At 39.2% G+C, this 26,166-nt stretch carries 23 protein-coding genes; 13 read left to right on the forward strand and 10 right to left on the reverse strand.

Annotated features, from left to right (window positions below):
- Positions 1–11: 11 nt before the first annotated feature.
- Entirely contained in the window at positions 12–956 is a 945-nt protein-coding gene (locus AC056_RS13240; protein ID WP_139344660.1) for a tRNA dihydrouridine synthase, read from the reverse strand.
- Between the two features lie 84 nt (positions 957–1,040).
- On the reverse strand, positions 1,041–1,850 hold the full coding sequence (locus tag AC056_RS13245; RefSeq protein ID WP_004703432.1) for a cytochrome C assembly family protein: 810 nt from the start codon (positions 1,848–1,850) through the stop codon (positions 1,041–1,043).
- Positions 1,851–1,990: 140 nt separating this feature from the next.
- Here AC056_RS13245 and ffh point away from each other — a divergent pair, with 140 nt between their 5' ends.
- Positions 1,991–3,403: a signal recognition particle protein gene (gene ffh, locus AC056_RS13250; RefSeq protein ID WP_004703430.1), complete on the forward strand. Its 1,413-nt coding sequence runs from the start codon at positions 1,991–1,993 to the stop codon at positions 3,401–3,403.
- Positions 3,404–3,452: 49 nt separating this feature from the next.
- Here ffh and AC056_RS13255 read toward each other — a convergent pair whose 3' ends face one another.
- A complete protein-coding gene (locus AC056_RS13255) occupies positions 3,453–4,187 on the reverse strand; it encodes a pantothenate kinase (RefSeq protein WP_077163863.1) in 735 nt (244 codons plus the stop codon).
- A gap of 15 nt (positions 4,188–4,202) precedes the next feature.
- A complete protein-coding gene (locus tag AC056_RS13260; RefSeq protein WP_077163864.1) occupies positions 4,203–4,955 on the reverse strand; it encodes a biotin--[acetyl-CoA-carboxylase] ligase in 753 nt (250 codons plus the stop codon).
- Between the two features lie 30 nt (positions 4,956–4,985).
- Here AC056_RS13260 and AC056_RS13265 point away from each other — a divergent pair, with 30 nt between their 5' ends.
- The 7 genes from AC056_RS13265 to AC056_RS13295 all read left to right on the forward strand — a co-directional run bounded on the left by AC056_RS13265 (position 4,986) and on the right by AC056_RS13295 (position 15,558).
- Positions 4,986–5,789, forward strand: coding sequence for a sulfite exporter TauE/SafE family protein (locus tag AC056_RS13265; RefSeq protein WP_068936127.1), 804 nt, complete (start codon positions 4,986–4,988; stop codon positions 5,787–5,789).
- A gap of 252 nt (positions 5,790–6,041) precedes the next feature.
- Positions 6,042–6,737 carry a GntR family transcriptional regulator gene (locus AC056_RS13270; RefSeq protein WP_019457052.1) on the forward strand — a complete coding sequence of 232 codons (696 nt, stop codon included), beginning with the start codon at positions 6,042–6,044 and terminating at the stop codon, positions 6,735–6,737.
- A gap of 10 nt (positions 6,738–6,747) precedes the next feature.
- Positions 6,748–10,197: a chromosome segregation protein SMC gene (gene smc / locus AC056_RS13275; protein WP_077163865.1), complete on the forward strand. Its 3,450-nt coding sequence runs from the start codon at positions 6,748–6,750 to the stop codon at positions 10,195–10,197.
- A 1-nt stretch (position 10,198) separates the two neighbouring features.
- Entirely contained in the window at positions 10,199–11,221 is a 1,023-nt protein-coding gene (locus tag AC056_RS13280; protein ID WP_077163866.1) for a cell division protein ZipA C-terminal FtsZ-binding domain-containing protein, read from the forward strand.
- A gap of 94 nt (positions 11,222–11,315) precedes the next feature.
- A complete protein-coding gene (gene ligA, locus AC056_RS13285; RefSeq protein WP_077163867.1) occupies positions 11,316–13,352 on the forward strand; it encodes an NAD-dependent DNA ligase LigA in 2,037 nt (678 codons plus the stop codon).
- Positions 13,353–13,607: 255 nt separating this feature from the next.
- The gene (gene ftn / locus AC056_RS13290) at positions 13,608–14,072 is read left to right on the forward strand and encodes a heteropolymeric bacterioferritin subunit Ftn (protein WP_001214863.1); all 465 of its coding nucleotides are present in this window, start codon (positions 13,608–13,610) and stop codon (positions 14,070–14,072) included.
- Positions 14,073–14,364: 292 nt separating this feature from the next.
- On the forward strand, positions 14,365–15,558 hold the full coding sequence (locus AC056_RS13295; RefSeq protein ID WP_077163899.1) for an MFS transporter: 1,194 nt from the start codon (positions 14,365–14,367) through the stop codon (positions 15,556–15,558).
- A 68-nt stretch (positions 15,559–15,626) separates the two neighbouring features.
- Here AC056_RS13295 and AC056_RS13300 read toward each other — a convergent pair whose 3' ends face one another.
- Together AC056_RS13300 and otsB are read right to left on the reverse strand one after the other, a co-directional pair.
- Positions 15,627–17,057: an alpha,alpha-trehalose-phosphate synthase (UDP-forming) gene (locus AC056_RS13300; protein ID WP_213033495.1), complete on the reverse strand. Its 1,431-nt coding sequence runs from the start codon at positions 17,055–17,057 to the stop codon at positions 15,627–15,629.
- Positions 17,045–17,896 (reverse strand): trehalose-phosphatase, encoded by an 852-nt coding sequence (gene otsB, locus AC056_RS13305; RefSeq protein ID WP_139344661.1) that lies wholly within the window; start codon positions 17,894–17,896, stop codon positions 17,045–17,047. Before otsB ends, AC056_RS13300 begins: the two co-directional genes overlap by 13 nt.
- A 354-nt stretch (positions 17,897–18,250) precedes the next feature.
- On the opposite strand from otsB, the gene AC056_RS13310 reads away from it, so the two are divergent.
- The 5 genes from AC056_RS13310 to bioD all read left to right on the forward strand — a co-directional run bounded on the left by AC056_RS13310 (position 18,251) and on the right by bioD (position 22,906).
- On the forward strand, positions 18,251–18,982 hold the full coding sequence (locus AC056_RS13310) for a hydrolase (RefSeq protein WP_077163868.1): 732 nt from the start codon (positions 18,251–18,253) through the stop codon (positions 18,980–18,982).
- Positions 18,983–19,075: 93 nt separating this feature from the next.
- On the forward strand, positions 19,076–20,356 hold the full coding sequence (gene bioA, locus AC056_RS13315) for an adenosylmethionine--8-amino-7-oxononanoate transaminase (protein ID WP_077163869.1): 1,281 nt from the start codon (positions 19,076–19,078) through the stop codon (positions 20,354–20,356).
- A gap of 1 nt (position 20,357) precedes the next feature.
- Positions 20,358–21,515: an 8-amino-7-oxononanoate synthase gene (locus AC056_RS13320; RefSeq protein ID WP_077163870.1), complete on the forward strand. Its 1,158-nt coding sequence runs from the start codon at positions 20,358–20,360 to the stop codon at positions 21,513–21,515.
- Positions 21,512–22,261, forward strand: coding sequence for a malonyl-ACP O-methyltransferase BioC (gene bioC / locus AC056_RS13325; RefSeq protein WP_077163871.1), 750 nt, complete (start codon positions 21,512–21,514; stop codon positions 22,259–22,261). Before AC056_RS13320 ends, bioC begins: the two co-directional genes overlap by 4 nt.
- The gene (gene bioD, locus AC056_RS13330; RefSeq protein ID WP_004703405.1) at positions 22,262–22,906 is read left to right on the forward strand and encodes a dethiobiotin synthase; all 645 of its coding nucleotides are present in this window, start codon (positions 22,262–22,264) and stop codon (positions 22,904–22,906) included.
- 62 nt (positions 22,907–22,968) lie between these two features.
- On the opposite strand, the gene rluB is transcribed toward bioD, so the two are convergent.
- The 4 genes from rluB to AC056_RS13350 all read right to left on the reverse strand — a co-directional run bounded on the left by rluB (position 22,969) and on the right by AC056_RS13350 (position 26,157).
- Positions 22,969–23,892: a 23S rRNA pseudouridine(2605) synthase RluB gene (gene rluB, locus AC056_RS13335; protein WP_004703404.1), complete on the reverse strand. Its 924-nt coding sequence runs from the start codon at positions 23,890–23,892 to the stop codon at positions 22,969–22,971.
- A 41-nt stretch (positions 23,893–23,933) separates the two neighbouring features.
- Complete coding sequence (gene scpB, locus AC056_RS13340; protein WP_004703403.1) at positions 23,934–24,527, reverse strand: SMC-Scp complex subunit ScpB; 594 nt, start codon at positions 24,525–24,527, stop codon at positions 23,934–23,936.
- A complete protein-coding gene (locus tag AC056_RS13345) occupies positions 24,524–25,315 on the reverse strand; it encodes a segregation and condensation protein A (RefSeq protein WP_031944538.1) in 792 nt (263 codons plus the stop codon). The genes scpB and AC056_RS13345 overlap by 4 nt, the downstream gene beginning before the upstream one ends.
- A 224-nt stretch (positions 25,316–25,539) precedes the next feature.
- On the reverse strand, positions 25,540–26,157 hold the full coding sequence (locus AC056_RS13350) for an L-threonylcarbamoyladenylate synthase (protein WP_077163872.1): 618 nt from the start codon (positions 26,155–26,157) through the stop codon (positions 25,540–25,542).
- Positions 26,158–26,166: the final 9 nt, after the last annotated feature.

Consider the following 26,166-nt stretch of genomic DNA (forward strand, 5'->3'; position numbering starts at 1 on the left):
ATTTTAAGTAATTAGCTATGTGATGAGCTAGTTTGTTCTAATTGATGAACAATTTCATCTAAAGCCTTAATACGTTTTACTTGATCCCACAGTTCTTTGGCTTGAGGGTAGGCTTTGGTCATCATGCCTAACCATTGTTTATAACGACCAACCATCCCAATTTCTGTTTTTGCCTGACCATTTAAAAAACGGATTTGTAAGTCAACCAATTGCTCCCAACTAAATATAGCCTCATCCATATTTTTACGAATGCATTGTGTTAAATCAGGAGTCGTTACAGCACCGCGACCAATCATTAAATCTTCACAACCAGATTGCTGTTGGCAGGCCTTTGCATCTGCATTGTTCCAGATTTCGCCGTTAGCAATGACATTAATTTTTAAAGCTTCTTTGATTGGTAGAATTTTTTCCCAATAAGCTGGTGGTGTATAGCCATCTGCTTTAGTTCGCGCATGTACTGTTAACCAGCTTGCGCCAGCATCTTCAACCGCGTGCGCATTTTCCATGGTGTGGTTTTCATCGAGATAGCCTAAACGCATTTTTGCTGAAACAGGAATATGCTCTGGTACAGCATCACGGACAGCTTTAATCAGCATATGTACCACGTCTGGTTCATCAAGAAGTACCGAACCACCTCGGTGTCGATTTACGGTTTTGGCAGGACAACCAAAATTAAGGTCGATCGCAGGAGCACCTAGTTCAACCACTTTGGCTGCATTTGCTGCCAGCATATCTGGATTGTTTCCTAAGAACTGCACATGAACAGGTGTACCTGCTGCTGTTTTACCGTCGTTCTTTAACTCAGGGCAAAAACTATAATAGATATGGTCTGGTAAAATACTGTCTGTAACTCGAATAAACTCGGTTACACACCAGTCGAAATCACCAACAGATGTGAGGGTATCCCGCATGATCGGGTCAGTTAAACCTTCCATTGGAGCGAGTATGAGTTTCACAGTCTGTGCCACCTGATTAAAACAAAAACAGCGTTATACGGGATATGTATAACGCTGTCTAGTAGTGCTGAAATTTTAATTGTTTTATCGGCCTAATATCATTTCAAGTACAAATTTACTGCCAATAAAACCAATTGCTAAAAGTGCAAAGCCAATTAGCGTAAAACGAATCGCTTTTTGACCGCGCCATCCAAGTTTGTAATGCCCAATCAGTAATGAGCCATAAATAATCCATGAAATAATACTAAATACGGTTTTATGAGCGAGGTGCTGAGCAAAGAAACTGTCAACAGTTAAAAAGCCAAATGCGAGAGCAATGGTTAATAAAATAAAACCAGTAATAATTAAGTCAAATAACAACGATTCCATGGCCTGAATAGGCGGGAGTAAATTGACCCAAAAGCGTTTTTTTTGTTTCTTTTTGAGTTCACGATTTTGGAACCATATTAAGATCGCGTGTATAGTTGCCATCAGTAAAACTGCATAGGCGGAAAGTGAAAGAATAATATGAGTATCTAGGCCTAACGAATGCTGTTCAATAAATTGATCAGGTTTACTAAAGCCAAAACCTAAAATAAGTCCAATCGCTGCTACAGGAATACCGAGTAAGTTTAAAGGTACAATTGGACGGAAAGTACTAAAAATTAAACTTAACAACAACATAAGCCATGAGGTAAAGGATACTAAATTAAAAACATCATAGTTAATTCCTAATGGTGTCAGCATGGCATTACATAAAACTGTACCGTGTAATAGCAGTGCCAAGGTTGTAACAAAAGCAAATAACCATGGGTTTGGTTCACGTTTTGACATTAAACGTATGAACAGATACCAGAAAGAAGTGGTATATGCGATGAGTGCCAAAATTGTGTAAACCAAGGGGAGGCTAATCATGTCAAACCTTTTTCAGGATTAATTCATCTAGATAAGATATAAATTCGCTGCGAACTAAAGTATCCTATAGCATTCTATGCATAAATTTTCTATTTCGAGAAAGATTTTTTTGCAACTAGCCATTTTAAGCGGATTTTGCAATGTTTGATACCTTAACAGAACGACTCACACAGAGTTTAAGAAATGTTACTGGCTCAGGGCAGCTGACCGAAGACAATATTAAAGATACCTTACGTGAAGTACGTATGGCTCTTCTTGAAGCCGATGTCGCGTTACCTGTAACTCGTGAATTTATCGCGAAAGTTAAGGAAGAGGCATTGGGCCAAGAAGTGATGACTCAGTTATCTCCAGGCCAGGCATTTGTAAAAATTGTTTATGACGAACTCACCAAGATGATGGGTGAGGCGAATGAAACACTGGATTTAAGTGCTAAGCCTCCAGTTGTTGTATTACTTGCCGGTTTACAAGGTGCAGGTAAAACGACAACTGCTGCCAAATTGGCACGATTCTTAAAAGAACGTCAAAAGAAAAAAGTAATGACGGTTTCTGCCGACGTTTACCGTCCAGCAGCAATTAAGCAGTTAGAAACTGTTTCGGCAGAAGTTGGTGCAGGCTTTATTCCATCAGATCCTTCTGAAAAGCCAATTGACATTGTTAACCGTGCAATTGAACAGGCAAAAATCCAGTTTGCTGATGTGTTGATTGTCGATACAGCAGGTCGTTTACATGTCGATGAAGACATGATGGACGAAATTAAAGAATTACATGCAGCAGTTAAACCGACTGAAACTCTGTTCGTGGTTGATGCCATGACAGGTCAGGATGCTGCAAATACTGCTAAAGCATTTAATGATGCTTTGGCACTTACTGGTGTGATTCTTACTAAAACTGATGGTGATGCGCGTGGTGGTGCGGCACTTTCTGTACGTGCAATTACAGGTAAACCAATCAAGTTCTTGGGTATGGGCGAAAAGCTTGATGCCTTAGAACCATTCCATCCGGACCGTGTTGCCCAACGTATTTTAGGTATGGGTGACGTACTTTCTTTAGTCGAAGAAGTTGAACGTAAAATCGACAAAGAAAAAGCCGAGAAAATGGCGAAAAAATTGCAAAAAGGTGGAAGCTTCAACTTTGAAGATATGCTAATGCAATTTGAGCAAATGAAAAAAATGGGCGGCATGATGGGCTTCTTAGACAAGTTGCCTGGCATGAGCGGTGCAGGAATTCAGCAAGCAATTGAGCAAGCGAACCCTGAAAAGCAAGTCAAAAAGATGGAAGCTATTATCCAGTCAATGACTGTTAAAGAGCGCCGTAACCCTGACCTGATGAACCCAAGTCGTAAAAAACGTATTGCGGCAGGTTGTGGTATGGATGTTGCGGAAGTGAATAAACTCATTAAGCAACAGGCGCAAATGGCTAAAATGATGAAGAAGTTTGCGAATCCATCTGGTATGAGCAAAATGATGCGTTCTTTAGGCAATATGCAAAAGCAGTTTGGCGGCGGCGGTGGCGGAATGGGACCACTGTTTGGTAACAACGACCAAAAGAAATAAATTCATAAAATAAAAGGCGCTCAGAGCGCCTTTTATTTTGTTCTGTGTTTTAGTCTTTAGGGTAATGAGCAATATATTGTTGCAACCCTTTAAGTAAAAGATCTGTTTCAACAGTAGGTTGGTACTTCTGTAGAAATTTAGCAAAAAGAGAGGCATCACCACCAGTCAGCAGCAGCTTTTTAGGAGATTGCTGCATAATATTTTCGATGGTACTAATGAGGCCTAATAAAATACCGTGGTGTACTGCATCTACAGTGTTATTGCCCGGGTTCAGATTATCAAAAGCTGAATCTGGAATTTTAATACCTTTGGTATTTTGAATGAGTGCATCGCGCTGCAAATATAAATTAGGGAGGATGTAACCACCTAAATGTTGTTTGCCTTGCGTTAAATCAATCGTAAGCGCTGTTCCACATCCAATAATGCAATAGTTTTCTTGTTCCTCAGCAACAGCAAGTACTTGTAACCAGCGGTCAATTCCGAGCTGACTTGGCACTTCATAGCCACATTGTAGGCCTGCATATTTCGAGTGGACTTTGGCAAAAACCACTGGAATTTCAAGCCATTTTAAAATCTGCTGAATACGTTGGTTGTTCTCAGTATCGAGAACTGAAGAAATTCCAATTCGATGCAGACCTTGGTGTTTAAAGTGTTGGATTAACCCAAGTAATAAATCGGCAGGAGACTGCAAATGTAGCTCGGCTGCATGTTCAATAATTTGCTGATTTTCAGTAATCCAGTATTTTAAACGGGTGTTTCCGATATCAAGCCATAAACTTTTCATTGGGAAAATACCTGATTACTGAGTTGATTGTGGTCTTAAACGACCTTGATAAAACTGCTGTGGTTCTGGAGTTTCAAGAATTACCGCACCTTCATTAGAAATTCCAACAAAACGGCCATGTACCAATCCTTGACTATGTTCAAACTGAACTAACTGATTAAGCCATGCTGCATGGTGGTTAAAACGACCTGCTAGGTTATAACAACCATGATCAAACCAGCGAGCTGCATTTTGAATTGCAATATAAAGCTCTGAAATTAGCTCAAGCCGACTCATTTGCTCTAGACCTAAATCTTCTAAAGAGGTGATTGGCTGATCACTATCAGTCACTGGTGGTGTCTTTAAATTAATACCTACGCCAACAATAGCCTGATGTTGGGAAAGTGGTTCGACCAAAATTCCACCCCATTTCCCATGCACACTATACAAATCATTTGGCCATTTCACTTGTAAGCTTAAAGCTTGTAACTGCGGGATTTGCAAAATATTTAGAGCAACTTCAAGTGCTAAGCGACCATCTAAGGGTGTTCGAGTTTGCACCAATGTGCTTAAATAAATGTTTCCTTCAGGTGAAATCCACTGCCGTTGATGTTGACCTCGCCCTTGAGTTTGTTGAGCACTGCAAACCAAGCCTGTTGTAATGCCTTTTTGGGCAATTTCACGAATATCATCATTGGTCGAAGTTGTGGTTGCTTTTAATAAAACCACTTCTGGAAGCTGGTTTTTTGCGCTTAAAAGTTGTTGTAGTTGGCGAGTCTCTAAATCCATGTTGAATATGAGCAGAGTGGTAAAACATTTATGGAGTTAATCATATATTTACTCATTGGCGCAATTGCTGGTTTTACTGCCGGATTGTTTGGGGTTGGTGGTGGACTAATTATTGTACCAATCCTCTATGTCGTGTTTACTCAGTTGCACTATGACCCAGCGGTAATCATGCATATTGCAGTCGGAACATCGCTTGCCACCATTATTGTGACATCATTTAGTTCAGTTTCTGCCCATCATAAAAAAGGTGCAGTCCTCTGGCCTGTTTTTCGTAATTTGGCACCTGGGCTAGTGATTGGTTCATTCTTGGGGGCGGGTATTGCTGATTTGATGTCTGGTCAGCATTTACAGCTTCTTATTGGTGTTTTTGCTGTTGTAATGGCCTATCGTATGTTTAAAGGCGCAAATGTGGTTGTTGACCCATCACGCCAACTTCCTTCGACGCCTATGCAATTTATGGCAGGTGGTGGTATTGGTATTGCCTCTGCAATTTTTGGTATTGGTGGCGGTAGCTTAACTGTTCCGTATTTAAACCGTCATGGCGTAGTCATGCAAAAAGCAGTCGCGACTTCTGCTGCTTGTGGTTTGCCTATTGCTGTTGCAGGTGCGATTGGCTTTATGTGGTTTGGTGCTAAAGAGCACATTTCTGTACCTAACACGATTGGTTATGTGCACATCTATGCATTTATTGGTATTAGTGTCATGAGTTTTGTGACGGCTAAACTTGGTGCTAAGGTTGCGCATGCTTTATCGCCACAAATGCTAAAAAAATGCTTTGCTTGTTTGCTCGTGGTGGTTGGAAGTTACTTTATTTATAAAGGCATTATGAATTAAAAATCGCTTTTATTCAGAAAAATATAGAAAAGAAAGCTTAGACTCACAAAGTTTAAGCTTTTTTTATTTGAAGCTTTTAAAAGCCTAAAGATAGGTTTTTTATCCGATTTAAGTATGGATTTTGGGTGGGTTGGCTTAAAATGCAATAAAATTGTCAGACAATGACATAGTTTTTAATAGATGGGATCAGTTAAAAACAAGAATGCGAAAGAAAAGCATGGATTAATGCATATAAAAAGTAGCGGGTGATTTATGAATCTCGAAGAGACAGAAAGTCTTTCTGAGCAAATTGTCAAATATATTAGCGAACAGATTATTAGCGGCGAATTGGTCGAAGGTGAACGCATACAAGAGCTTCGTATTGCGAAAGAGCTCGATGTAAGCAGGGGATCAGTTCGTGAAGCATTATTATTACTCGAACGTACGCATTTAATTGAAATTTTTCCGCGTCGCGGTGCAATTGTCTCAGAAATGTCTGCACAACAAGTGAAAGCACTGTTTGATACAAACGTGATGCTATTAGGGCATATTGTACAACGCATCAGTGAAACATGGCGTGCACACGAAGCTGATCAATTACAGCTGTTACAAGAACAATTATTTGAGCATGTAAAAGCAGGCGATATCGAAAAATTCTACGATGCCATTTTCCAATATCTCGCTGAACAGCAAGATATGGTGGGTAATCCTTATTTAATGAAATTCTATAAAGAATTATTACCTTCACTACGTCGCAGTTATTTTTTGACCTTAAATACCTCTAAAAGGGAACTGCAAGAAGCGTTTGCATTATTTAAACTCGTGACTGATGCAATTTTGATCCGAAAATCACAACAAGCCGCTTTATTTATGGAAGATTTTTGTCGACACTTACGTAACCTTGTGTTGGAATCGCTGACACGAATGAAACAGATTGAATTGGCTTGGGCAAGACGCTCACGCCGCTAGTTAGGGCATTATGCGTTTAAGCAGTTTAAAACTTTCCGGCTTTAAATCTTTTGCAGATAGTACAACTTTAAATTTTAAGGCGAACCGCACAGCAGTGGTTGGTCCAAATGGTTGTGGCAAATCCAATGTTATTGATGCGATCCGCTGGGTGATGGGTGAGTCAAATGCTCGTCAGCTTCGTGGTGGTAGCATGCAAGATGTTATTTTTACCGGAACATCCAAGCGTAAGCCAGTGGGTGTTGCTAGTGTAGAACTGCGTTTTGACAATACCTATGGCAAATTGGGTGGAGCCTATAACGCTTATAATGAGCTCGCTGTCCGTCGTCAGGTGACCCGTGAAGGTAAATCTGAATATTTCTTAAATGGTACACGTTGTCGTCGTCGTGATATTACCGACATTTTCTTGGGAACGGGTTTAGGGCCACGCTCTTATGCTGTGATTGAACAGGGCATGATTAACCGTTTGGTTGATGCCAAGCCTGAAGAAATGCGTATTTTTATTGAAGAAGCAGCGGGTGTTTCACGCTATCAAGCTCGTCGACGGGAGACTTTGCAACATCTTGAACATACTGAGCAAAACCTTTCACGTTTAGAAGATATTGCGCTTGAGTTAAAATCTCAGCTTAAAACGCTAAAACGCCAGTCAGAAGCAGCGGTTCAATATAAAACCTTAGAAAGTCAGATTCGTACCCTAAAAATTGAAATTTTGTCTTTTCAGACAGATAAAAGTGTACGCCTACAAGAAGAATATACAGTTCAAATGAATGAACTGGGCGAAACTTTTAAGTTAGTTCGCTCTGAGCTAAGTACAATTGAACATGATTTAGAATCGACCAGTGCTTTATTTCAGCGACTTATTCAGCAGTCTTCACCGTTACAACAAGAGTGGCAGCAAGCTGAAAAGAAACTGTCTGAACTTAAAATGACTCTAGAACAAAAACAGAGTTTATTTCAGCAAAATAGTACGACACTGGTTCAATTAGAACAGCAAAAAGCTCAGACGAAAGAGCGTTTACAACTTTCTGAACTACAGTTTGAAACATTGAATAATCAGCTAGAAGAACAAACTGAAGCTTTAACAACGGTTGAACATACTGCAGCCGAAGCAGAACAGAACTTTGCTGGCTTACAAGCACAGCAAAAACAAGCACAGCAACAGTTTGAACAAGTAAAAGCTCAGGTTGAAAAACAACAGCAGCAAAAAATGCAAATGTCTGCGCAAATTGAGCAGCTAGGCAAAAATGTTCAGCGCATTGAGCAGCAAAAAGAAACGCTGCAACATCAGGCAAGTCAGATTCAATCGCAAGTACACGAAGATGAACAAGGCGAGCTTGAGCAACTACAGCAGCAGCTTGGTCGTGAAATCTCAACGTTAGAGGCTGAAATTGAGCAATCTGTGCAACAGATTGAACAGTTTCAACAAGCGCATCAGGCAACCAAAAATCAGCAACAAACACTGAAAACAGAAATACAGGTTTTATTATCTGAGCAGAAAAACTTAAGCCAGCTTGTTGCTAAACAAAGTCCAAAGCAAAACCAAGATACGCTACGTTTAATGCAGGCTTTAGAGTTAACGGAGCAGGGTAAGCCACACGCGCAGATTATTGAAAAGTTTTTAGCAAAATGGTTGCAGGCACATATTGTTGAAACTGAACAAGCCTTTCAGGAAGGAATTGCTCGCCAGTTAAAACCGTCAGAACAAACAAGCAAATTTAAAGGAAATTTGGCCTGTTTAAATGACTGGATTGCATCACCACAGCTTTCAATATTTTCAAATGTAGCGATTGCGCAAAATTTATCTGATGCTTTAAATGAGCAAAAGCAACTGCAACACGGCCAGTCTGTTTTGACTTTAGATGGCTACCATGTCGGGCAGGATTGGGTAATTGCTCTTATGTATGATGACGAAAGTCAAAGTGCACAAGGTATGCTCAGCCATCGTATTCGTCTAGATGAAATTGAACAAGTTATTCAAAAGCAGCAACCCGAACTACAAGCATTAGATCAAGTTACTGTTCAGGAAAAAGAAAAACTCGTACAGCTACAAGCAGACTTACAGCAGAAACAACAAGTTATTAAACAAAAACAAAAAGACTTGCAGCAGCTAGACGTGCAAATTGCTAAACAGCAAACTGCGGCACAAGCATTTTTACTGCAAAAACAGCAATTGAAAGATCAACTCGCTCAGTTAGACTTGCAACTTGAAGAAGATGCAATGCAAAAAGACGATCTTGAAATTGATTTGCATGCGCTTGCGATGAAGTTAGAAACTATTTTACCTGACTATAAAACTTTGCAATTTCGGGTAGAAGAATTAACAGAGCAGCTTGAAGAACAGCAACAAGTCTTGCAACAGCAGCAGCAAGAACGCGAGATTTTACGTCGGAACAGCACGCAGACGACACAACAGATCGAATTGCTTGAGAAAGATATTTCATTCTTACAGAGCCAATATCAACAAATTAATGCACAAATGGAGCAAGCGAAAAAGTTTGTTGACCCTATTCAGTTAGAGTTACCAAACCTAGAGTCCGAGTTTCAACAACAATTTGCTCAAACTGAAAAGTTGCAAAAGAACTGGAATGAATGGCAGCTTGAACTCAATAGTGTGCAGGAAAAGCAACAAATACTCACAGACCAACGTCATCAATATCAGCAAAAAGATGAGCAAGTTAGAGAACAACTTGAAGCGAAACGGTTAGCATGGCAAGCAGCCAAATCTGACCGTGAGCATTATCAAGAACAGCTTAAAGAGCTAAATGCTGAACTTCAAACGGGCTTGAAAATAGATTTAACCGAGCACCAGCAAAAACTGGAAAAGGTACAAAAGCAGTTTGAAAAAATCGGTGCGGTTAACTTGGCAGCCTCACAAGAGTTTGAAGAAGTTTCTCAGCGTTTTGATGAGTTGAGTCACCAAATTCAAGACTTGGAAAATACGGTAACTCAGTTAAAAGATGCGATGAAAAGCATTGACCAAGAAACCCGTAAGCTGTTTATGACAACTTTTGACCAGATCAATCAAGAGTTGCAAAACCTGTTTCCAAAGGTTTTTAATGGTGGTGAGGCAAGTTTAAGTCTGGAAGATGACTGGCAATCTGGGGTTAAGCTCATGGCGAGACCACCTGGAAAGAAAAATAGTTCTCTAGCATTACTTTCCGGTGGAGAAAAAGCGTTAACGGCGTTAGCATTAGTATTTGCTATTTTCAGGTTAAACCCGGCACCATTTTGTGTACTCGATGAAGTAGATGCACCACTCGATGATGCGAATGTACAGAGATATTGTAATTTGGTAAAAGAGCTTTCTGAACATGTACAATTCATTTACATTACACATAATAAGCTGGCGATGACCATGGCAACTGACTTGTTGGGTGTTACTATGCCTGAACCGGGCACATCAAAATTAGTCACTGTCAATTTAGAACAGGCAAAAGAATACGGGTTAGTTTCGGAGTCATAGAATGGAAATCAATACGATTATTGGCATCGTTGTTGCCATTATTATCATGCTAGTTGGCTTAAGAATGATTTTAAAAAAGCCGAACCACGCTGAACCCTCGCTAGACAGTGATTTGCATATTAATCCTGAAAGTAATCAACCGGTTATCCCTCGTCATGTACGAGATCAACTTGAACAGCCTGAAGCGGTCGCAGCATCAGCAAATGTGGCTGAACGAGTGGAACCAACTTTAAGCGAGCGAGTACAACCAGAAGAAAAGGAAACAAAAGAAGTAGAACAAGTTCAAATAGACCAGACACCGGCACCCGTTGTAAATACGCCAGTAGAAGAAGTCAAAGCTGAAGAAACTACTGTAAGTCCAACTGCAAGTGAAAATAGTTCAGTTGAGTTAACTGATACTGTTTCTGCTGACCCAGAAGCTATAAGCTCATCTGAACAAAAAGTTGCAGAAGATCAGCCAAAAACTGAACCAGAATTAAGTTTAAATCCAAATATTGAAACTGCTGAAATTGCTGAATTTGAAGGTGAAAGTAATATTTTGGATGTTCATTTACATGAGCAACAACGTTATGACGACGAAAGTGCATTAGCAGTAGCAGAGCAAATTATTGCATTAAATGTTTATCCGAATCCGCGCCGTGCGTTATCGGGTGATAAAGCGCTGAAAGTACTTTTAAAATATGGCCTACGTTACGGTGAAATGTCTTGTTTCCATCGTTATGAAAATACCGATGAACCAAGTGCACTCATGTTCTCTGTACTTCGTATGACAGATAACGGTCCTGCTGGTTTCGATTTGGAAACTTTATCTGCTGAACAAGTTCAAGGCTTGGCATTTTTCCTTGCACTTCCAAACAGTAAAGCAGTTACGGGTTTTGACATGATGACCAGTATTGCAGGCCTAATTGCTCGTGAAATTGATGGTAAGGTTTATGATGAAAATAACCTCGAGTTTACGCCGCAGTTAAAAGAACACTGGCGTCATCATGTGATTGATTATCGTCCTGCACAGGCAACAGCCTAGTTTAAATTTTTTGTATAGGTTGCGATAATTGCAACATATCTAGTCGCAGCTCAGGGTGGAGAAATTTCCACCCTTTTTTATGGTGAATAATATAATGGCAATAACTTCCGTGATCGAACAGATGCGTCAGCTTATTCAACTGATTGCAAAGCATAACCATGCCTACTATGTCATGGATCAGCCGACAATCTCGGACAGTGAATACGATCATTTATTTCATCAGCTAAAAGCTTTAGAAGAGCAAAATCCTGAACTTATCCAAGCTGATTCACCAACAACGAAAGTAGGTGGACAAGCACTTTCAAAATTTGAGAGTGTGACGCATGTAGTGCCAATGCTTTCACTGGGCAACGTATTTAACCAAGAAGATTTATTTGCATTTGCACGCCGTGTAGAAGAGCGACTACCAAACCAAAAAGTACAATACGAAGTTGAGTTAAAACTTGATGGTCTTGCGATTTCTCTATGGTATGAAAATGGAGTCCTAGTTCGTGGTGTAACTCGTGGCGATGGTGAAACGGGCGAAGACATTACGCAAAATGTAAAAACCATTCGTAACTTGCCTAAAGTTCTGCACTCTGAAAAGTACGAAATTCCACGTTTGCTCGAAGTTCGTGGCGAAGTACTCATGCCAAAGTCTGGTTTTGAAAAACTCAATGCTGACCAAGAAGCAAAAGGTGAAAAAACCTTTGCTAACCCTCGAAATGCAGCAGCAGGAAGTTTAAGACAGCTTGACCCGAATATTGCTGCTAGTCGGCCTTTAGCATTTTATGCATATGGTATTGCGCAGTGTGAGCCAAACCATAACTTAACGACCATGCATGATAGTTTGCAATGGCTAACAGAGCTTGGATTCCAAATTGCTGAGCGTCAATACTTGTGTAACTCAATTCAAGAAGTACAGCAGCGCTACGAACAAATTCAGCAAGAGCGTCCAAACCTCCAAGTTGAAATTGATGGTATGGTCGTAAAGGTTGATGACTTAAAGCAACAACAACAACTTGGTTTTTTAAGTCGTGAACCACGCTGGGCAACTGCTTATAAATTCCCTGCACAAGCTGCACTGACCACTGTTGAGCAGATTGACTGGCAAGTAGGCCGTACTGGGACTTTAACACCTGTAGCACGCTTAAACCCTGTTTTTGTGGGTGGTGTGACTGTTTCTAATGTGACTTTGCATAATATTGGTGAAATTCATCGTCTAGATGTACGTGTTGGTGACACGGTAAGTGTTTATCGTACGGGTGACGTTATTCCTAAAGTAGAAAAAGTTTGGCCAGAGTTCCGTCCCGCTGATGCAGAAGTTGTTCATTTACCTGAAAACTGTCCAGTATGTGCATCTCCTGTAGTTATGCCTGAAGGTGAGGCTCTTGCACGTTGTTCTGGTGGTTTATATTGTGCTGCACAGCGTATTGAGGCTATTCGTCACTTTGTATCGCGTAAAGCTCTGGATATTGAAGGTTTGGGTGATCGTTGGGTTGAGTCTTTATTACACCTCGATTTACTCAAAGATGTTGCTGATATTTACCATTTACATGAACACAGAGAAACGCTGTTGGGCATCGAAAAAATGGGCGAAAAGTCGGTACAGAACCTTATTGATGCCATTGAAGCCAGTAAGAAAACAACGCTTGCGCGTTTTATTTATGCCTTAGGTATTCGTGGGGTCGGTGAGACAACTGCCAGAATGTTAGCCAATACATTCCAGACATTAGAGGCTCTTAAAGCTGCTGATATTGAAGCTTTGAAGAAAACTCCTGATGTAGGCGATATTACTGCTGAATGGATTGCTGATTTCTTCTTGGCACCGCATAACATTGAAGTACTTGATCGTTTAATTGCTGCTGGTATTCATTGGGATGCACCAACAGCACCAACACGACAACCATTAAACGGTGAAAGCTGGGTACTTACAGGTACACTAGAGCAAATGACACGTGATCAGGCGACTCAAATGCTGCAAGCATTAGGTGCACGTGTAAGTGGTAGTGTATCGAGTAAAACTAAATGTGTGGTTGCGGGTGAAAAGGCTGGTTCAAAACTAGAAAAAGCAGCGAAATTAGGTATTCCTGTCATGAATGAAACAGATTTCTTATCACTCATGGCGGGTTATGGGCAGACTTTGAGCTAAAAGACTTAGCGAAATAAGAACCATTGATTTTAGTTACAAATTTATAAATTGATGGTTCATGCCATATTTGAACGCTTGTTTTGAGCTTATAAATCGGACAAGCGTTTCTTTTTGCAGAGGAAATTTAAATAACTTAAACTGCAAATGCGTATGTTTCTCATTTTAATTTGATAAAAATCATAAACTTAACTATTTTTTGTTTTGCAATCATTTTTAAGTTTGCCCATAATAGACTCATACGATAGGAGATTTATTATGCGTGGCAATCCAGAAGTCATAGACTATTTAAATATGCTCATTGGCGGAGAGTTGGCTGCCCGTGATCAATATCTGATCCATTCTCGTATGTATGAAGATTGGGGTCTAAACAAGATTTATGAGCGTATTGACCATGAGATGCAAGAAGAAGCTTCTCATGCTGATGCAATTATTCGTCGTGTATTGTTTTTAGGTGCTAAACCAAACATGCACCGAGAGGATATCAATGTCGGTACAGACGTTGTATCTTGCTTAAAAGCTGATTTAGCACTTGAATATCACGTGCGTGAAAAATTAGCGACAGGTATTAAACTGTGTGAAGAAAAAGGCGACTACATTAGTCGTGACATGTTACGTCAACAATTATCAGATACCGAAGAAGACCATACTTACTGGCTTGAAAAACAGTTGCGTTTAATTGAACTGATTGGCCTACAAAATTATATTCAGTCTCAAATTTAATGATTTGAAGAACCTAGCTTAAGCTGGGTTTTTTATTCACTCGTTTTAATAAAACAAAGTCACTGCTAGACGTTAATATTGTCAAATTGAATATATTCAAAGCCTTACTATATAAGGCTTTGGTAGTTACAAAAAAGTCAGAAAAATTGTGTCAGACCCCATGTTTTTTTTATGGAATTGGATATAATTTCGCCAATAAAAACCCTTGCCTGAAACTTAATATGGCAAGGGTTTTTCTATGGGGAATCGGTTGGTATGGATCGCCAATGGTTTTATGGTGAGCTTCGCGTATATGTTATTTTCCAAGTCTGCTGTTTTAGATACAGCTTCTCTCTTAAGCACACAACGATTAGCAACTCGTCTCAGCTTTTTTAGCTTGGGCTTTGCGATATCTGCTTGGGCACCACTCATTCCTTATGCACAGCAACGTTTAAACCTAAATCATGCAAATTTTGGTCTATTGCTTCTTTGCATGGGAATCGGTTCAATGATCGCTATGCCTGCGACAGGAGCTTTAGTTAAGCGTTGGGGATGCCGTCCATTAATTGCAGTGGCAACCATACTTTTAATGGTGTTATTACCAAGTTTAACGATCTGGCATAGTCTTGTATCGATGGCTGTGGCGTTATTTATTTTTGGTACAGCAGCAGGCAGCCTCGGCGTTGCTATCAATTTGCAGGCAGTTGTGGTGGAAAAACACAGCTTACGTGCACTCATGTCTAGTTTCCATGGTATGTGCAGCCTTGGTGGTTTAACAGGTGCCATGCTTGTCACCACGCTACTAGCAATTGGCCTTTCACCACTCATGAGTACGCTGTCTGTGGTCATGATTTTACTGGTCGTTAGCTTTGTTGCTATTCCATCTGCTTTAACAACCTTTGAGCAAGATGAACAAGGTGCAGCTGAAATAACTGACGCACCTAAAAAAACTTCGCGCCCGAATGGTACTATTCTCTTGATTGGAATGATGTGTTTCATTGCCTTCTTGTCAGAAGGTGCAGCAATGGACTGGGGTGGTATTTATTTGACTAGTAAATATCAGCTGAATCCTGCCTTTGCGGGGCTGGCTTATACATTCTTTGCACTTAGTATGACAAGTGGTCGTTTTGCAGGACATCTCTTGTTAAAACAATGGGGGGAGAAAACCATTGTGACCTATAGTGCAATTGTTGCCGCGCTTGCTATGGTCACTATTGTGATGGCACCTGTTTGGCAAGTTGTAGTATTGGGTTATGCACTTTTAGGTTTAGGATGCTCTAACATTGTGCCTGTTATGTTTTCTCGTGTTGGCCGTCAAAATGACATGCCTAAAGCAGCAGCGCTTTCTTTGGTTTCAACTATTGCATACACAGGGTCATTAAGTGGTCCAGCTTTAATCGGTTTAATTGGTCAGTGGACCAGTCTAACCACAGTCCTATCTGGGGTAGCTGTCTTATTAATCATGATTCCTGTACTCAATCGCTTTACGCTTGTGAAGGCAAAGTAACTTAAGCTAACTCACCAGCCGAAAAGAACATCGAGAAAAACTTCTCGATGTTCTGTGAGTGTGAATTATTATAAGACATGATAAGTGGGTAAATACTTATCTTGTAATGAGAATTTAGATTTCGTGAAAGTCGGAGCATTTTCTAAATCTTTCAAGAAATTATTACGCCAATCACTCAAGTCCGTGGTTGCTAAACCCTCTATTAACTGTTCATAACGATTAATACGTTCAGCTTTAGACATCTCTAGAGCGGTTTTTAGAGTATCCATCATTGCTGCTCGATCTATTGGGTCAACAATCAAGGCCTGAGTCATTTGTTCAGCTGCACCAGCATATTTAGATAAAATTAGTACACCTGGGTTTTCTGGATCTTGAGCCGCAATATATTCTTTTGCGACCAAATTCATACCATCACGTAGTGAACTAATCCAACAAATATCAGAATTGCGATAAATATGCATTAGGCTGTCATGTTTAACGGTGTCATAGCAGCAATCAATTGGACGCCAGTCTTCCTGTGCAAACTCTTGATTAATCAGCTCTAACTTGGTTTTAAAACGTTGATATAAACGTTGATAAGCTGGAATATCTGTACGTGAAGGTGTTGCAACTTGTAGATGACGTACTAGCCTATGATATTCAGGATTGGTTTCCAAAAAGGTTGCAAATGCATTGAAACGCTCAAGTAGACCTTTTGAATAATCAATACGGTCAACACCGATAATAGTTTTTTGACGTGGAATATCTTCAAAGTTAAATACATTTGCTGTTTGAAATGCCTGTTGGGCTTGGCGCTGAATAAGTTCAGGTTGTACACCAATAGGGTAGGACTTAATCAATACTTGACGCTTTTTATAACTGATTCGGTCGCTTAGTATTTTTTGAGCTTCAAGTAAGCCCATACAGGTTTGCATACATGTGTTTTGGTCAGCTTGGGTTTGTAGACCAACTACATCATATTGGCAAAGGTCTTGTACTAGTTGTAATGCAACTGGAATTTTGCGCCAAATGTTTAAGCTTGCAAAAGGAATATGTAAAAAGAAACCGAATTTATTCTGTATTCCTAATTCGCGGCAATGACGAGCTACACTAAAAAAGTGATAGTCATGTACCCAAATAACATCATCCGGCTGAGCAATTTGTTTTAATTTTTCGGCAAATAAACGATTGACCCGTTGGTAAGTATTATATTCTTCAGCATCATATTCGATCAGATCGTCTCTATGATGCATAGCAGGCCATAAGACCTTGTTAGCAAAACCGCAGTAATACTGTGCATATTGCTGATGTGTAAGAGGGCAGGTAATGTAGTCAATCCCATGAGAATATGCCTGATCGAATTCAGGTGCTTCGGTATCGGTAATTTGTTGACCATTCCAGCCCAACCAAATACCGTTACTGTCATTTAATGCGTCTTGTACAGCTACTGCAAGGCCACCTGCTGAAGCCTTACCTGATGGCATACTTATTCGATTCGATAACACGATTAATTTAGACATATTTGTTCTCCATTCTGATCTTGACTATTTTTGACGTATAACTTTTTTATTTTTTCGAGAAAGAAAAAAAGAAAATTAGAAACGCTATTAATATCTTTTAATCTATATTGAGCTTCTGTTTCACCAGAAGCTACTTTAATTGAAGTGCCAAATTGTTGATTAATAAATGTGAAACCCGATTCATCTGTTAAGTCATCTCCTATAAATATCGGATGAATTGACGGTAAATTAAGATGATTTAATATAGTTTGAATTGCTTTGCCTTTATCTGCCTGTTTAGGTACTAATTCAACTACAAATTTTCCTCTATTTAATTTTAGTTGAGGATGAAAATATTTAACCTGTTGCATAATATAAACTGCATTATTTTCTAATTCTGGATTTTTTCGATAATGTAAAGCAATAGAATATCCTTTATCCTCAATTAATAAATCGGGATATTTTTCACAAGATTTTATAATATCTTCTTTTAATTTATTAAAATTAATATCACTTAAGTCTGGACGAATATAAGTGCTAGAGTCAAAATAAATATCTAAACCATGTAGCCCGGCTATAGGAACTTCAATAGACTGAAGCAGCTTACTCGCCGTTTCAACATCACGACCTGTTACAGCAACCACTGGTATATTTAATTCAATAATTTTTGTTATAACTTCTAATGTAGTATTAGGAATAAAACTATGTTCAGGGTGAATTTGAAATGGAGCTAATGTTCCATCAATATCTAGAAATAAACAATAATTTTTATCTGAAGGTAAGGTATTTATAATATCATTGGGTGTAACAAAATATGTATCTTTTTCTCTCCCATCAGATATTATACTTTGACTATTCATATTAATCTGCCCAATATTTTCGATCAATAATTAATCTTCTAGCATTAAAATGAATTGATGAGTCATTTTTTTTAATAAAAAAACATAAGTATTAACATTAATTACATTGCACAATGGATTTATGGGTGAAGTGTGGATTATGTTGTTTTTTGATTTGCTTCAATGTTTAGATAATTAAAGTTTTGTATGTTTCATATGAATAATTTAGGCCTTAGTTATCAATATATTTCAGAATATTAAACGCCTCTAAATGTCTAATTTTACTTTGTGAAATTTAATTTTATATTGATTTTAAAAGATATTTAAAATTGATATTAATATATAATCTTGCAAAAGTTGGCTGTGGACAGGCATATGAAGTTACAAAATAAAATCTTATTGATTACAGGTTGGGGAGTAGGCATAGAACCTTTGCAATCACTTAAATTGCACTTGGAAAAAGCTGGTTTTGAAACACAACTGATTAATATTTTTAATGTTTTAGATCGTAACTTTCAAGCACAGCTTGATTTAGTGGCTGAAGTTGATGTGGTAATAGGCTGGTCTCTAGGTGGGCAGTTAGCAACTCAACTGGTTGATATTCTTTACAAGCAAACAGGGCAAACAAAAACTTTAATTACGCTCGCTTCAAACCCTTGTTTCGTTGCTCATGATAATTGGCAAACCTCAATGCCTGCCGATGTATTTAGTCAATTTAAAGCGTCTTTTTTACAGAACCCACAAACCACTTTAAAGCGTTTTTATTATTTGATTACACTTGGCTCATCTCAAGCGAAACAAGATTGGATGAGTGTACAAAACATCGCAAATCCACCCGCACAGGAAATACTGGTAGACGGTTTAAAAATGCTAGAACAGTTAAACTTGGTAGATAACTTAAAAAACTATTTAGGTCTACAGCTTCATCTGTTTGCTGAGCAAGATAATGTCATTCCTTGCAAAATTATCGAGAATTTTAAGGATTTCGCTACAGAAAACATGACTTATAAGTTACTAAAAGACGCTACACACGCTTTTCCGTACTTACAGGTAGAAAGAACAATTGAAGAAATCTGCCAATTTTTAACAATTCATCAGCAAAGTTAATAAGCTTTGATTGATATCGCAATTTTCTTTCATTATTAACAGGTTTAACATGTGTTCAATGAGAGATTTGAACGCTGTAAAAGGGTATAGAGGATGACCGATAATTTTGATTTGGAACATATTTGGCATCCATATACTTCAATGACCCAACCGTTACCAACATTCAAAGTTAAGCGTGCTTATGGTGCGACGATTGAACTCGATGATGGTAGAACTTTAATTGATGGCATGTCCTCTTGGTGGTGTGCAATTCACGGCTATAACCATCCTGAACTCAATCAGGCAGTGACAGATCAATTACAGAACATGTCACATATCATGTTTGGGGGGTTAACTCATGATCCTGCGATTGAGCTTGGTAAAATTCTTTTAAAAATTACACCGCCAAGTCTCGATAAAATTTTCTATGCAGATTCAGGGTCGGTTGCCGTTGAAGTTGCTCTGAAAATGGCTGTGCAGTTCTGGGCAGCACAAGGCCAACCGCAAAAAACAAATTTTATTACTACGCGTTCTGGTTACCACGGTGATACATGGAATGCGATGTCTGTATGTGATCCTGTTACAGGCATGCACCAAATTTTTGGTAGCAGCTTACCGAACCGTCTTTTCGTGGCTGCACCACAAACCAAATTCCATGAAGAATGGAACCAAAAAGATATTGCCGAGCTAGAACAAGCCATTCAGCAAAATCATGAAGATCTTGCCGCACTCATTATTGAACCAATTGTTCAAGGTGCAGGGGGCATGCGTTTTTATCATCCTGAATATTTACGTCAGGCTAAAGCGCTTTGCGAGAAGTATCATCTGTTATTAATTTTTGATGAAATCGCTACTGGCTTTGGCCGTACCGGTAAGCTTTTTGCGTGGGAACATGCTCAAGTCGAACCGGATATTATGTGCTTAGGTAAAGGTTTAACAGGCGGCTATATGACGTTATCTGCGACCTTAACAACAAAGCATGTTGCAGAAACGATTAGTCGCGGTGAGGCTGGAGTATTTATGCACGGCCCAACCTTTATGGCCAATCCGCTTGCTTGTGCTGTTGCCTTAAAAAGTACGCAATTATTAATTGAGCAAGATTGGCAGGCCAATATTAAGCGAATTGAACAACAGCTTAGCCAATATTTAATGCCTTTAAATCAGCTTGATTATGTTGCTGATGTGCGAGTGCTCGGGGCGATTGGTGTAGTGGAACTCACCTTTAATGTTGATATGAAGATTTTACAGCAACAATTTGTAGATCGTGGAATCTGGATTCGTCCTTTTGGCAAACTGGTTTATGTGATGCCACCTTATGTCATTACTCAACAAGAGCTAAGCGATTTACTTGAACAATTGGTTGAAGTTGTTAAAACATTGCAGGGAGCGCATTAAGATGTCATTGCTTGATCATTTTGCTACCGAGTTAGATGAGTTAAAACAACAAGGTAACTTTAGACAATTTACCCAAAATGTGCAGCATGGCCGTTTTATTACTATTCAAAATAAAACAATGCTCAACTTAGCTTCAAATGACTATCTTGGATTGGCGGCTGATCTTAATCTTCGCCAAGAGTTTTTAGATAGCTTACCTTTGGAGCGCAGCTATTTTAGTTCTTCATCGGCTCGTTTACTGACAGGTAACTTTGAAGAATATGAACAGTTGGAAAATAGCCTAAGTCAGGCATTTGGTGGTCGGTCAGCGCTGTTATTTAATAGTGGCTATCACATGAATATTGGTATTTTACCAGCTGTTGCTGATAGCAAAACTTTAATATTGGCAGATAAGTTAGTTCATGCGAGCATGATTGACGGTATACGTTTATCTGGTGCGCAGTATGTGCGTTATCGCCATAATGATTTACAGCACTTAGAGCAACTTCTGCAAAAATATCATGATGATGACAAGATTGAACGAATCATTGTGGTCACAGAAAGTATTTTTAGTATGGATGGTGATGAAACGGATTTAGCTGCATTAGTCCAGCTTAAAAAACGTTTTGCTAAAACCATGCTTTATGTCGATGAGGCACACTCAATTGGGGTGCGTGGTCAGCAAGGCTTAGGATGTGCTGAACAATATAATGTCATTCAAGAAATTGACTTTTTAGTAGGCACATTAGGTAAAGCATTAGCAGCAGTCGGTGGTTACATTATTTGCCATCCTATTATTAAAGATTATCTCATTAATAAAATGCGCCCGCTTATTTTTAGTACAGCTCAACCTCCGATTGTTATGGCTTGGGCAAATTTTATATTCCAAAAAGTATTGGTTGCTCGGCCTCAGCGTGAACACTTAAAAAATATTAGCCAATATCTTCAACAAGCTATTTTACAAAAGGGTTATGTAAGTCCGTCGACCAGTCATATTGTTCCAATTATTGTGGGAGAGAGTCAGGCTGCTATTGATAAGGCAAAACATGTTCAAGAATGTGGCTTTTATGCTATGCCTGTACGTCCACCAACAGTACCTAAAAATAGTTCACGTTTGCGTATTTCTTTAACGTCAATGGTCGAACAACACGAGCTTGAAGCACTGGTGAGTTTTCTGTGAGTCTGAATAAAAACTTAGTTGCCGAGCGTTTTGCTAAAGCAGGGCAAAGCTATTCAGAGCATGCGGTTGTTCAAAAACAAATTTGCCAAAATTTAATGGGCCTATTAAAGCAGTTTTGCCCAAGTACGATGTCACGTGTTTTTGAAATTGGTTGTGGTTCTGGCAATTTAACTCGTCTGCTTGTTGAAGCTTTTCAAATTGAAGATTTAATTTTGAATGATCTGTACTCAGAGGTGCAGGCGCACTTCAATCATCAAGAGCATTTAAAATGGCTAATTGGAGATGTTGAAATATTAGAACTCCCTCAACAGCTCGATATGATTGTTTCAGGTTCTGCTTTGCAATGGATGCAAGATTTATCACGTTTGCTTAAGCGTTGTAATGATGCTTTAAATGACAGTGGTTGGCTATGCTTTTCAACATTTGGCCCTAAGAACCTATTTGAAATTAAAGAGCTAACTGGACAAGGTTTAAGTTATTGGAATCTTGAAAGTTGGAACAATGCCTTAACTCAGGCTGGTTTTGAAGTTTTGCATTTATCTGAGTCAGAAACTCAGCTCTATTTTGATTCGCCTAAAGCTGTATTACACCATTTGAAAGCAACAGGTGTAACGGCAACCGCTCAGCATCGTTGGACTAAGCAAAGTTTACAGCAGTTTTATCAAGATTATGATCGGTTTAAGTACGCTGAGGGATATTCCCTAACATACCATCCGATTTATTGTATTGCCCGGAGAGTGAAGTAAATGAGTGGCCAGATCTATTTTGTCAGTGGGATTGATACCGAAATTGGTAAAACTTACGCGACAGGTTTTTTAGCAAAATTATGGACTGAGCAAGGTAAAAAAGTAATTACCCAAAAACTCATTCAAACAGGTAATGCTGATATTTCTGAAGACATCGAGAAGCATCGTGAAATTATGGGACAAGGTTGGTTTCAGGAAGATCACGATAAGCTGACTATGCCTGAAATCTTTAGCTATCCAGCTTCACCTCATTTAGCAACACGCTTGGATAATAGAGAAATTGATTTTCAAAAAATTGAAAATGCGACTCAAACATTGGCTGAGCGTTTTGAAATTGTATTGTTAGAAGGTGCAGGGGGCTTAATGGTGCCCTTAACCACCAGTCTACTCACCATTGACTATGTGGCTCAGCATCAGTTCCCTGTTATTTTGGTAACATCAGGTCGTTTAGGAAGTATTAACCATACTTTACTTAGTCTTGAGGCGCTTAAGTCCCGTGGGCTGAAATTAAAGGCTCTAGTTTATAATCTAAAAGATGAATCAAAAGATCCATTAATTTCGCAAGATACTTCAAATTATTTGAAAGATTATTTAGCTATTCACTTTCCGGAAGCAGAGTGGATTGAATTGGCAAAAATGAGTTAATTCGACAACAAACTATAAAAAAACCGCTCTAATTTGAGCGGTTTTTGATTTAAAAGTTGATCTTAGAACTTTTTAAATCCACGGTTAAGACCAGTCGATTTACGCTGATTACCGGTGTTTGCTGGTGCTTCTTTTTCATCATCACGACGTTGTTGACGTAAATAGCCACCACGACGCGCTGCCATTGGCTTTTCAGTCATACGGTCAGTACGACGTTTCGCCATACCAAATAAACCTGTACCTTGACGCGGTTTTAACTCAACAGATTTTGCTAAGTTGTCGATATCAGTTTTGTCGAGTTCCATCCAACGGCCAGTACGTAATTCACGTGGTAAAATCACAGTACCGTAGCGAGTACGTAATAAACGGCTTACTTTAAGGCCTTGTGATTCAAAAATACGGCGTACTTCACGGTTACGACCTTCTTTCACCACAACTTGATACCAGCGGTTAATACCTTCACCACCAATTTCAGAGAAAGATTCGAACTTGGCTGGGCCATCTTCAAGCTCTACACCATTCACCATGTTTTGACGTAGTTTTGGTGTTACTTCACCCATTACACGTACAGCGTATTCACGTTCAATTTCATTAGATGGGTGCATTAAGCGGTTAGCAAGTTCACCATCATTTGTAAATAATAATAAACCTGTACTGTTAATATCCAGACGACCTACCATTACCCAGCGGTCATTTGCAATTTGTGGTAAATGATCAAATACAGTTGGACGTTTTTCAGGATCATTACGTGAACAGATTTCACCCTCAGGTTTATAATAAATCAGTACACGACGACGAATTTCGTCTTCGATTTGAAACTGAACTTTACGACCATCAATGCGTAATTCATCGCCTGGTTCAATGCGTTCACCCACTTGGGCAACGCTGCCGTTTACACTCACGCGTCCTGCGGCAATAACCTCTTCCATATATCGACGGGAACCTAATCCGATTCGCGCTAATACTTTTTGCAATTTTTCACTCATGACAGCACAACCTTAGACATAATGATCAACAGTCCACCTCTTTATGATTTCGGTGCATTTGCATCGAGAGCCATAAATGCTTCCTTGGCGTTCTGTAGGGGAGGCAATTGGCCTAAAGAGGCTAGACCAAAAGCATTCAGAAATTGAGGCGTTGTAATTAGCAACGCAGGTCTTCCGGGTAAATCTCTAAAACCGGCTTCTTTAATCCAGTTCCAGTCAAATAGCGTTCTGAGAATCTGACTATTATTAGATACACCACGAATTTGTTCAATATCAGCACGCGTGACTGGTTGATGATACGCAATGACAGCCAACGTTTCTAGTAAAGATGGCGACAGTTTTGTTGGTCGCTCTGGCCAAATCTGCGCAATAATATTGCGATATTTGGATCTTACCTGAAAACGAAAGCCTTGCGCAGTTTCTATCAACTCAATAGAACGGCCATGTTGTAAGAGGGCAAGCTGTTGTAAAAGCTGACGAAGCTGTTGTTTATTATATTGATTATTAAAAGCTTCTTTTAAACGAGCAATTGAAACAGGTGCTTCACTGGCAAAAATAATCGCTTCAAGTTGCAATAAAACTTCGTGATGAATGTCAGCTAATGACAAATCGGTATTATTTTGTTCAAAACTCATGCCGCAGACCCTTGAATAGCCAATGGAGCTTCAACACCTGTCGCAATAATTTTAATCTTTTGTTGTCGGGTTAACTCTAACACAGCCATAAAAGTTACAACCATGCCCATACGGCCTTGTTGCGGATTCAGTAATTCTTTAAAACTTAACACGTCGCCTGACTCTAATTTCTCTTCAATATATGCAATCCGTTCTTCTAACAGTACAGGCTCTTGTGCAATTGTATGTGTTACAGGTTCTGGACGGTTAAATACGCAAAACAAAGCATCATGTAACGCAGAAACATCATAACCTTCATAAACAGGTGCGATATGGCCCAAACTTACATTGGCACTAAACGTATCACGGTCAAGAACTGGCATTTGACCTAAACGCTCAGCAGCTTGCTTAATGCGTAAATAAGTCTCAAGTCGATCAATAAGATCCTGCTTAGGATCTTTTTCAATACTAATAACAGTTGGCTTAGGTAAAAGTAAGCGAGATTTCAAATCGGCCAATAAAGCAGCCATGACCATGTAGTCGGCAGTCAGCTCAATATTTAGGGATTTCATGCTATCCATATAAGCTAAATATTGAGTGGCAATAGGGGCGATATCGAGCTGAACCAAGTCGAAACCGTTTTTCTGAATCAGATAAATTAAAAAGTCGAGTGGTCCTTCAAACTGTTCGAGTAAAATCTCAAAGGCAGCCGGAGGAATATAAAGATCTTCAGGAATCGTGTCGTGCCACTCATCTAAAACACGGATGTGTGGAACGTCTTCCATGGATTGATGAAGTGATTGGTTCATTACGATTATAAGCCACGCGAATTTTCAAAAGCATGAGACTTGTTTTCAAGTCAATAAGAGCTGTAGCAGAAGAACAGCAGATAGTGCAAAACATTCTAAAGGAATTGTGACTTTTAATAAATTGCTTAACGACTAAAGTGTAAAAAAAATCCAAACTAAATAAAGAGTATTTTTTTTCTTGATAATACTTTTTTTTTAACTGTTGGTAAAAAGGGGGTAAGTGCTTATTCGAAAGCACTTACGTCTCCTGCACCATGACGGATAACTTCTGGATGTTCACCCGATAAATCAACAATACTGGTGGTTGTCAAAGTTCCGAACCCACCATCAATAAATACATCAATCCGTTTAGCTAACTGATTTTCAATATCGTAAGGATCATCAAGAGGGTCTTCGTGTCCTGGTAAAATTAGTGTACTTGTCAGTAAAGGTTCACCAAGTTCTTTTAATAAAGCCTGACAAATTGGGTTACTTGGAATACGTAAACCAATCGTTTTCTTTTTAGGATGCATTAACCTGCGTGGAACTTCACTGGTTGCGGGTAAAATAAAAGTCGTAACAGCAGGTGTATTTGCCTTTAATAATCTATAAGTCGCATTATCAACTTTTGCATAAGTGGCGATATCTGATAAATCACAGCACATAATCGCGTATTGATGCTTAGGGCCTAAATCACGAATCTGAGCAATACGTTCCATGGCATTTTTATTACTAATCTGGCATCCGATTGCATAGGCAGCATCGGTAGGGTAGACCACAACATCGCCTGCACGAATACGCTCAACCGCTTGATCAATGAGGCGTTGCTGTGGATTTTCAGGATGTACATGTAAATGCAGCATATTTTAGAG

The organism is Acinetobacter genomosp. 33YU (genome assembly GCF_001990725.1).
GTDB classification, from domain to species: Bacteria; Pseudomonadota; Gammaproteobacteria; order Pseudomonadales; family Moraxellaceae; genus Acinetobacter; species Acinetobacter seifertii.

Excerpts from the sequence above, each read along its gene's own strand:
- AC056_RS13245 (WP_004703432.1), bottom strand. The coding sequence starts at position 1,850 with ATGATTAGCCTCCCCTTGGTTTACACAATTTTGGCACTCATCGCATAT.
- ffh (WP_004703430.1), top strand. The coding sequence starts at position 1,991 with ATGTTTGATACCTTAACAGAACGACTCACACAGAGTTTAAGAAATGTT.
- AC056_RS13255 (WP_077163863.1), bottom strand. The coding sequence starts at position 4,187 with ATGAAAAGTTTATGGCTTGATATCGGAAACACCCGTTTAAAATACTGG.
- AC056_RS13260 (WP_077163864.1), bottom strand. The coding sequence starts at position 4,955 with ATGGATTTAGAGACTCGCCAACTACAACAACTTTTAAGCGCAAAAAAC.
- AC056_RS13265 (WP_068936127.1), top strand. The coding sequence starts at position 4,986 with ATGGAGTTAATCATATATTTACTCATTGGCGCAATTGCTGGTTTTACT.
- AC056_RS13270 (WP_019457052.1), top strand. The coding sequence starts at position 6,042 with ATGAATCTCGAAGAGACAGAAAGTCTTTCTGAGCAAATTGTCAAATAT.
- smc (WP_077163865.1), top strand. The coding sequence starts at position 6,748 with ATGCGTTTAAGCAGTTTAAAACTTTCCGGCTTTAAATCTTTTGCAGAT.
- AC056_RS13280 (WP_077163866.1), top strand. The coding sequence starts at position 10,199 with ATGGAAATCAATACGATTATTGGCATCGTTGTTGCCATTATTATCATG.
- ligA (WP_077163867.1), top strand. The coding sequence starts at position 11,316 with ATGGCAATAACTTCCGTGATCGAACAGATGCGTCAGCTTATTCAACTG.
- ftn (WP_001214863.1), top strand. The coding sequence starts at position 13,608 with ATGCGTGGCAATCCAGAAGTCATAGACTATTTAAATATGCTCATTGGC.
- AC056_RS13295 (WP_077163899.1), top strand. The coding sequence starts at position 14,365 with ATGTTATTTTCCAAGTCTGCTGTTTTAGATACAGCTTCTCTCTTAAGC.
- AC056_RS13300 (WP_213033495.1), bottom strand. The coding sequence starts at position 17,057 with ATGTCTAAATTAATCGTGTTATCGAATCGAATAAGTATGCCATCAGGT.
- otsB (WP_139344661.1), bottom strand. The coding sequence starts at position 17,896 with ATGAATAGTCAAAGTATAATATCTGATGGGAGAGAAAAAGATACATAT.
- AC056_RS13310 (WP_077163868.1), top strand. The coding sequence starts at position 18,251 with ATGAAGTTACAAAATAAAATCTTATTGATTACAGGTTGGGGAGTAGGC.
- bioA (WP_077163869.1), top strand. The coding sequence starts at position 19,076 with ATGACCGATAATTTTGATTTGGAACATATTTGGCATCCATATACTTCA.
- AC056_RS13320 (WP_077163870.1), top strand. The coding sequence starts at position 20,358 with ATGTCATTGCTTGATCATTTTGCTACCGAGTTAGATGAGTTAAAACAA.
- bioD (WP_004703405.1), top strand. The coding sequence starts at position 22,262 with ATGAGTGGCCAGATCTATTTTGTCAGTGGGATTGATACCGAAATTGGT.
- rluB (WP_004703404.1), bottom strand. The coding sequence starts at position 23,892 with ATGAGTGAAAAATTGCAAAAAGTATTAGCGCGAATCGGATTAGGTTCC.
- scpB (WP_004703403.1), bottom strand. The coding sequence starts at position 24,527 with ATGAGTTTTGAACAAAATAATACCGATTTGTCATTAGCTGACATTCAT.
- AC056_RS13345 (WP_031944538.1), bottom strand. The coding sequence starts at position 25,315 with ATGAACCAATCACTTCATCAATCCATGGAAGACGTTCCACACATCCGT.
- AC056_RS13350 (WP_077163872.1), bottom strand. The coding sequence starts at position 26,157 with ATGCTGCATTTACATGTACATCCTGAAAATCCACAGCAACGCCTCATT.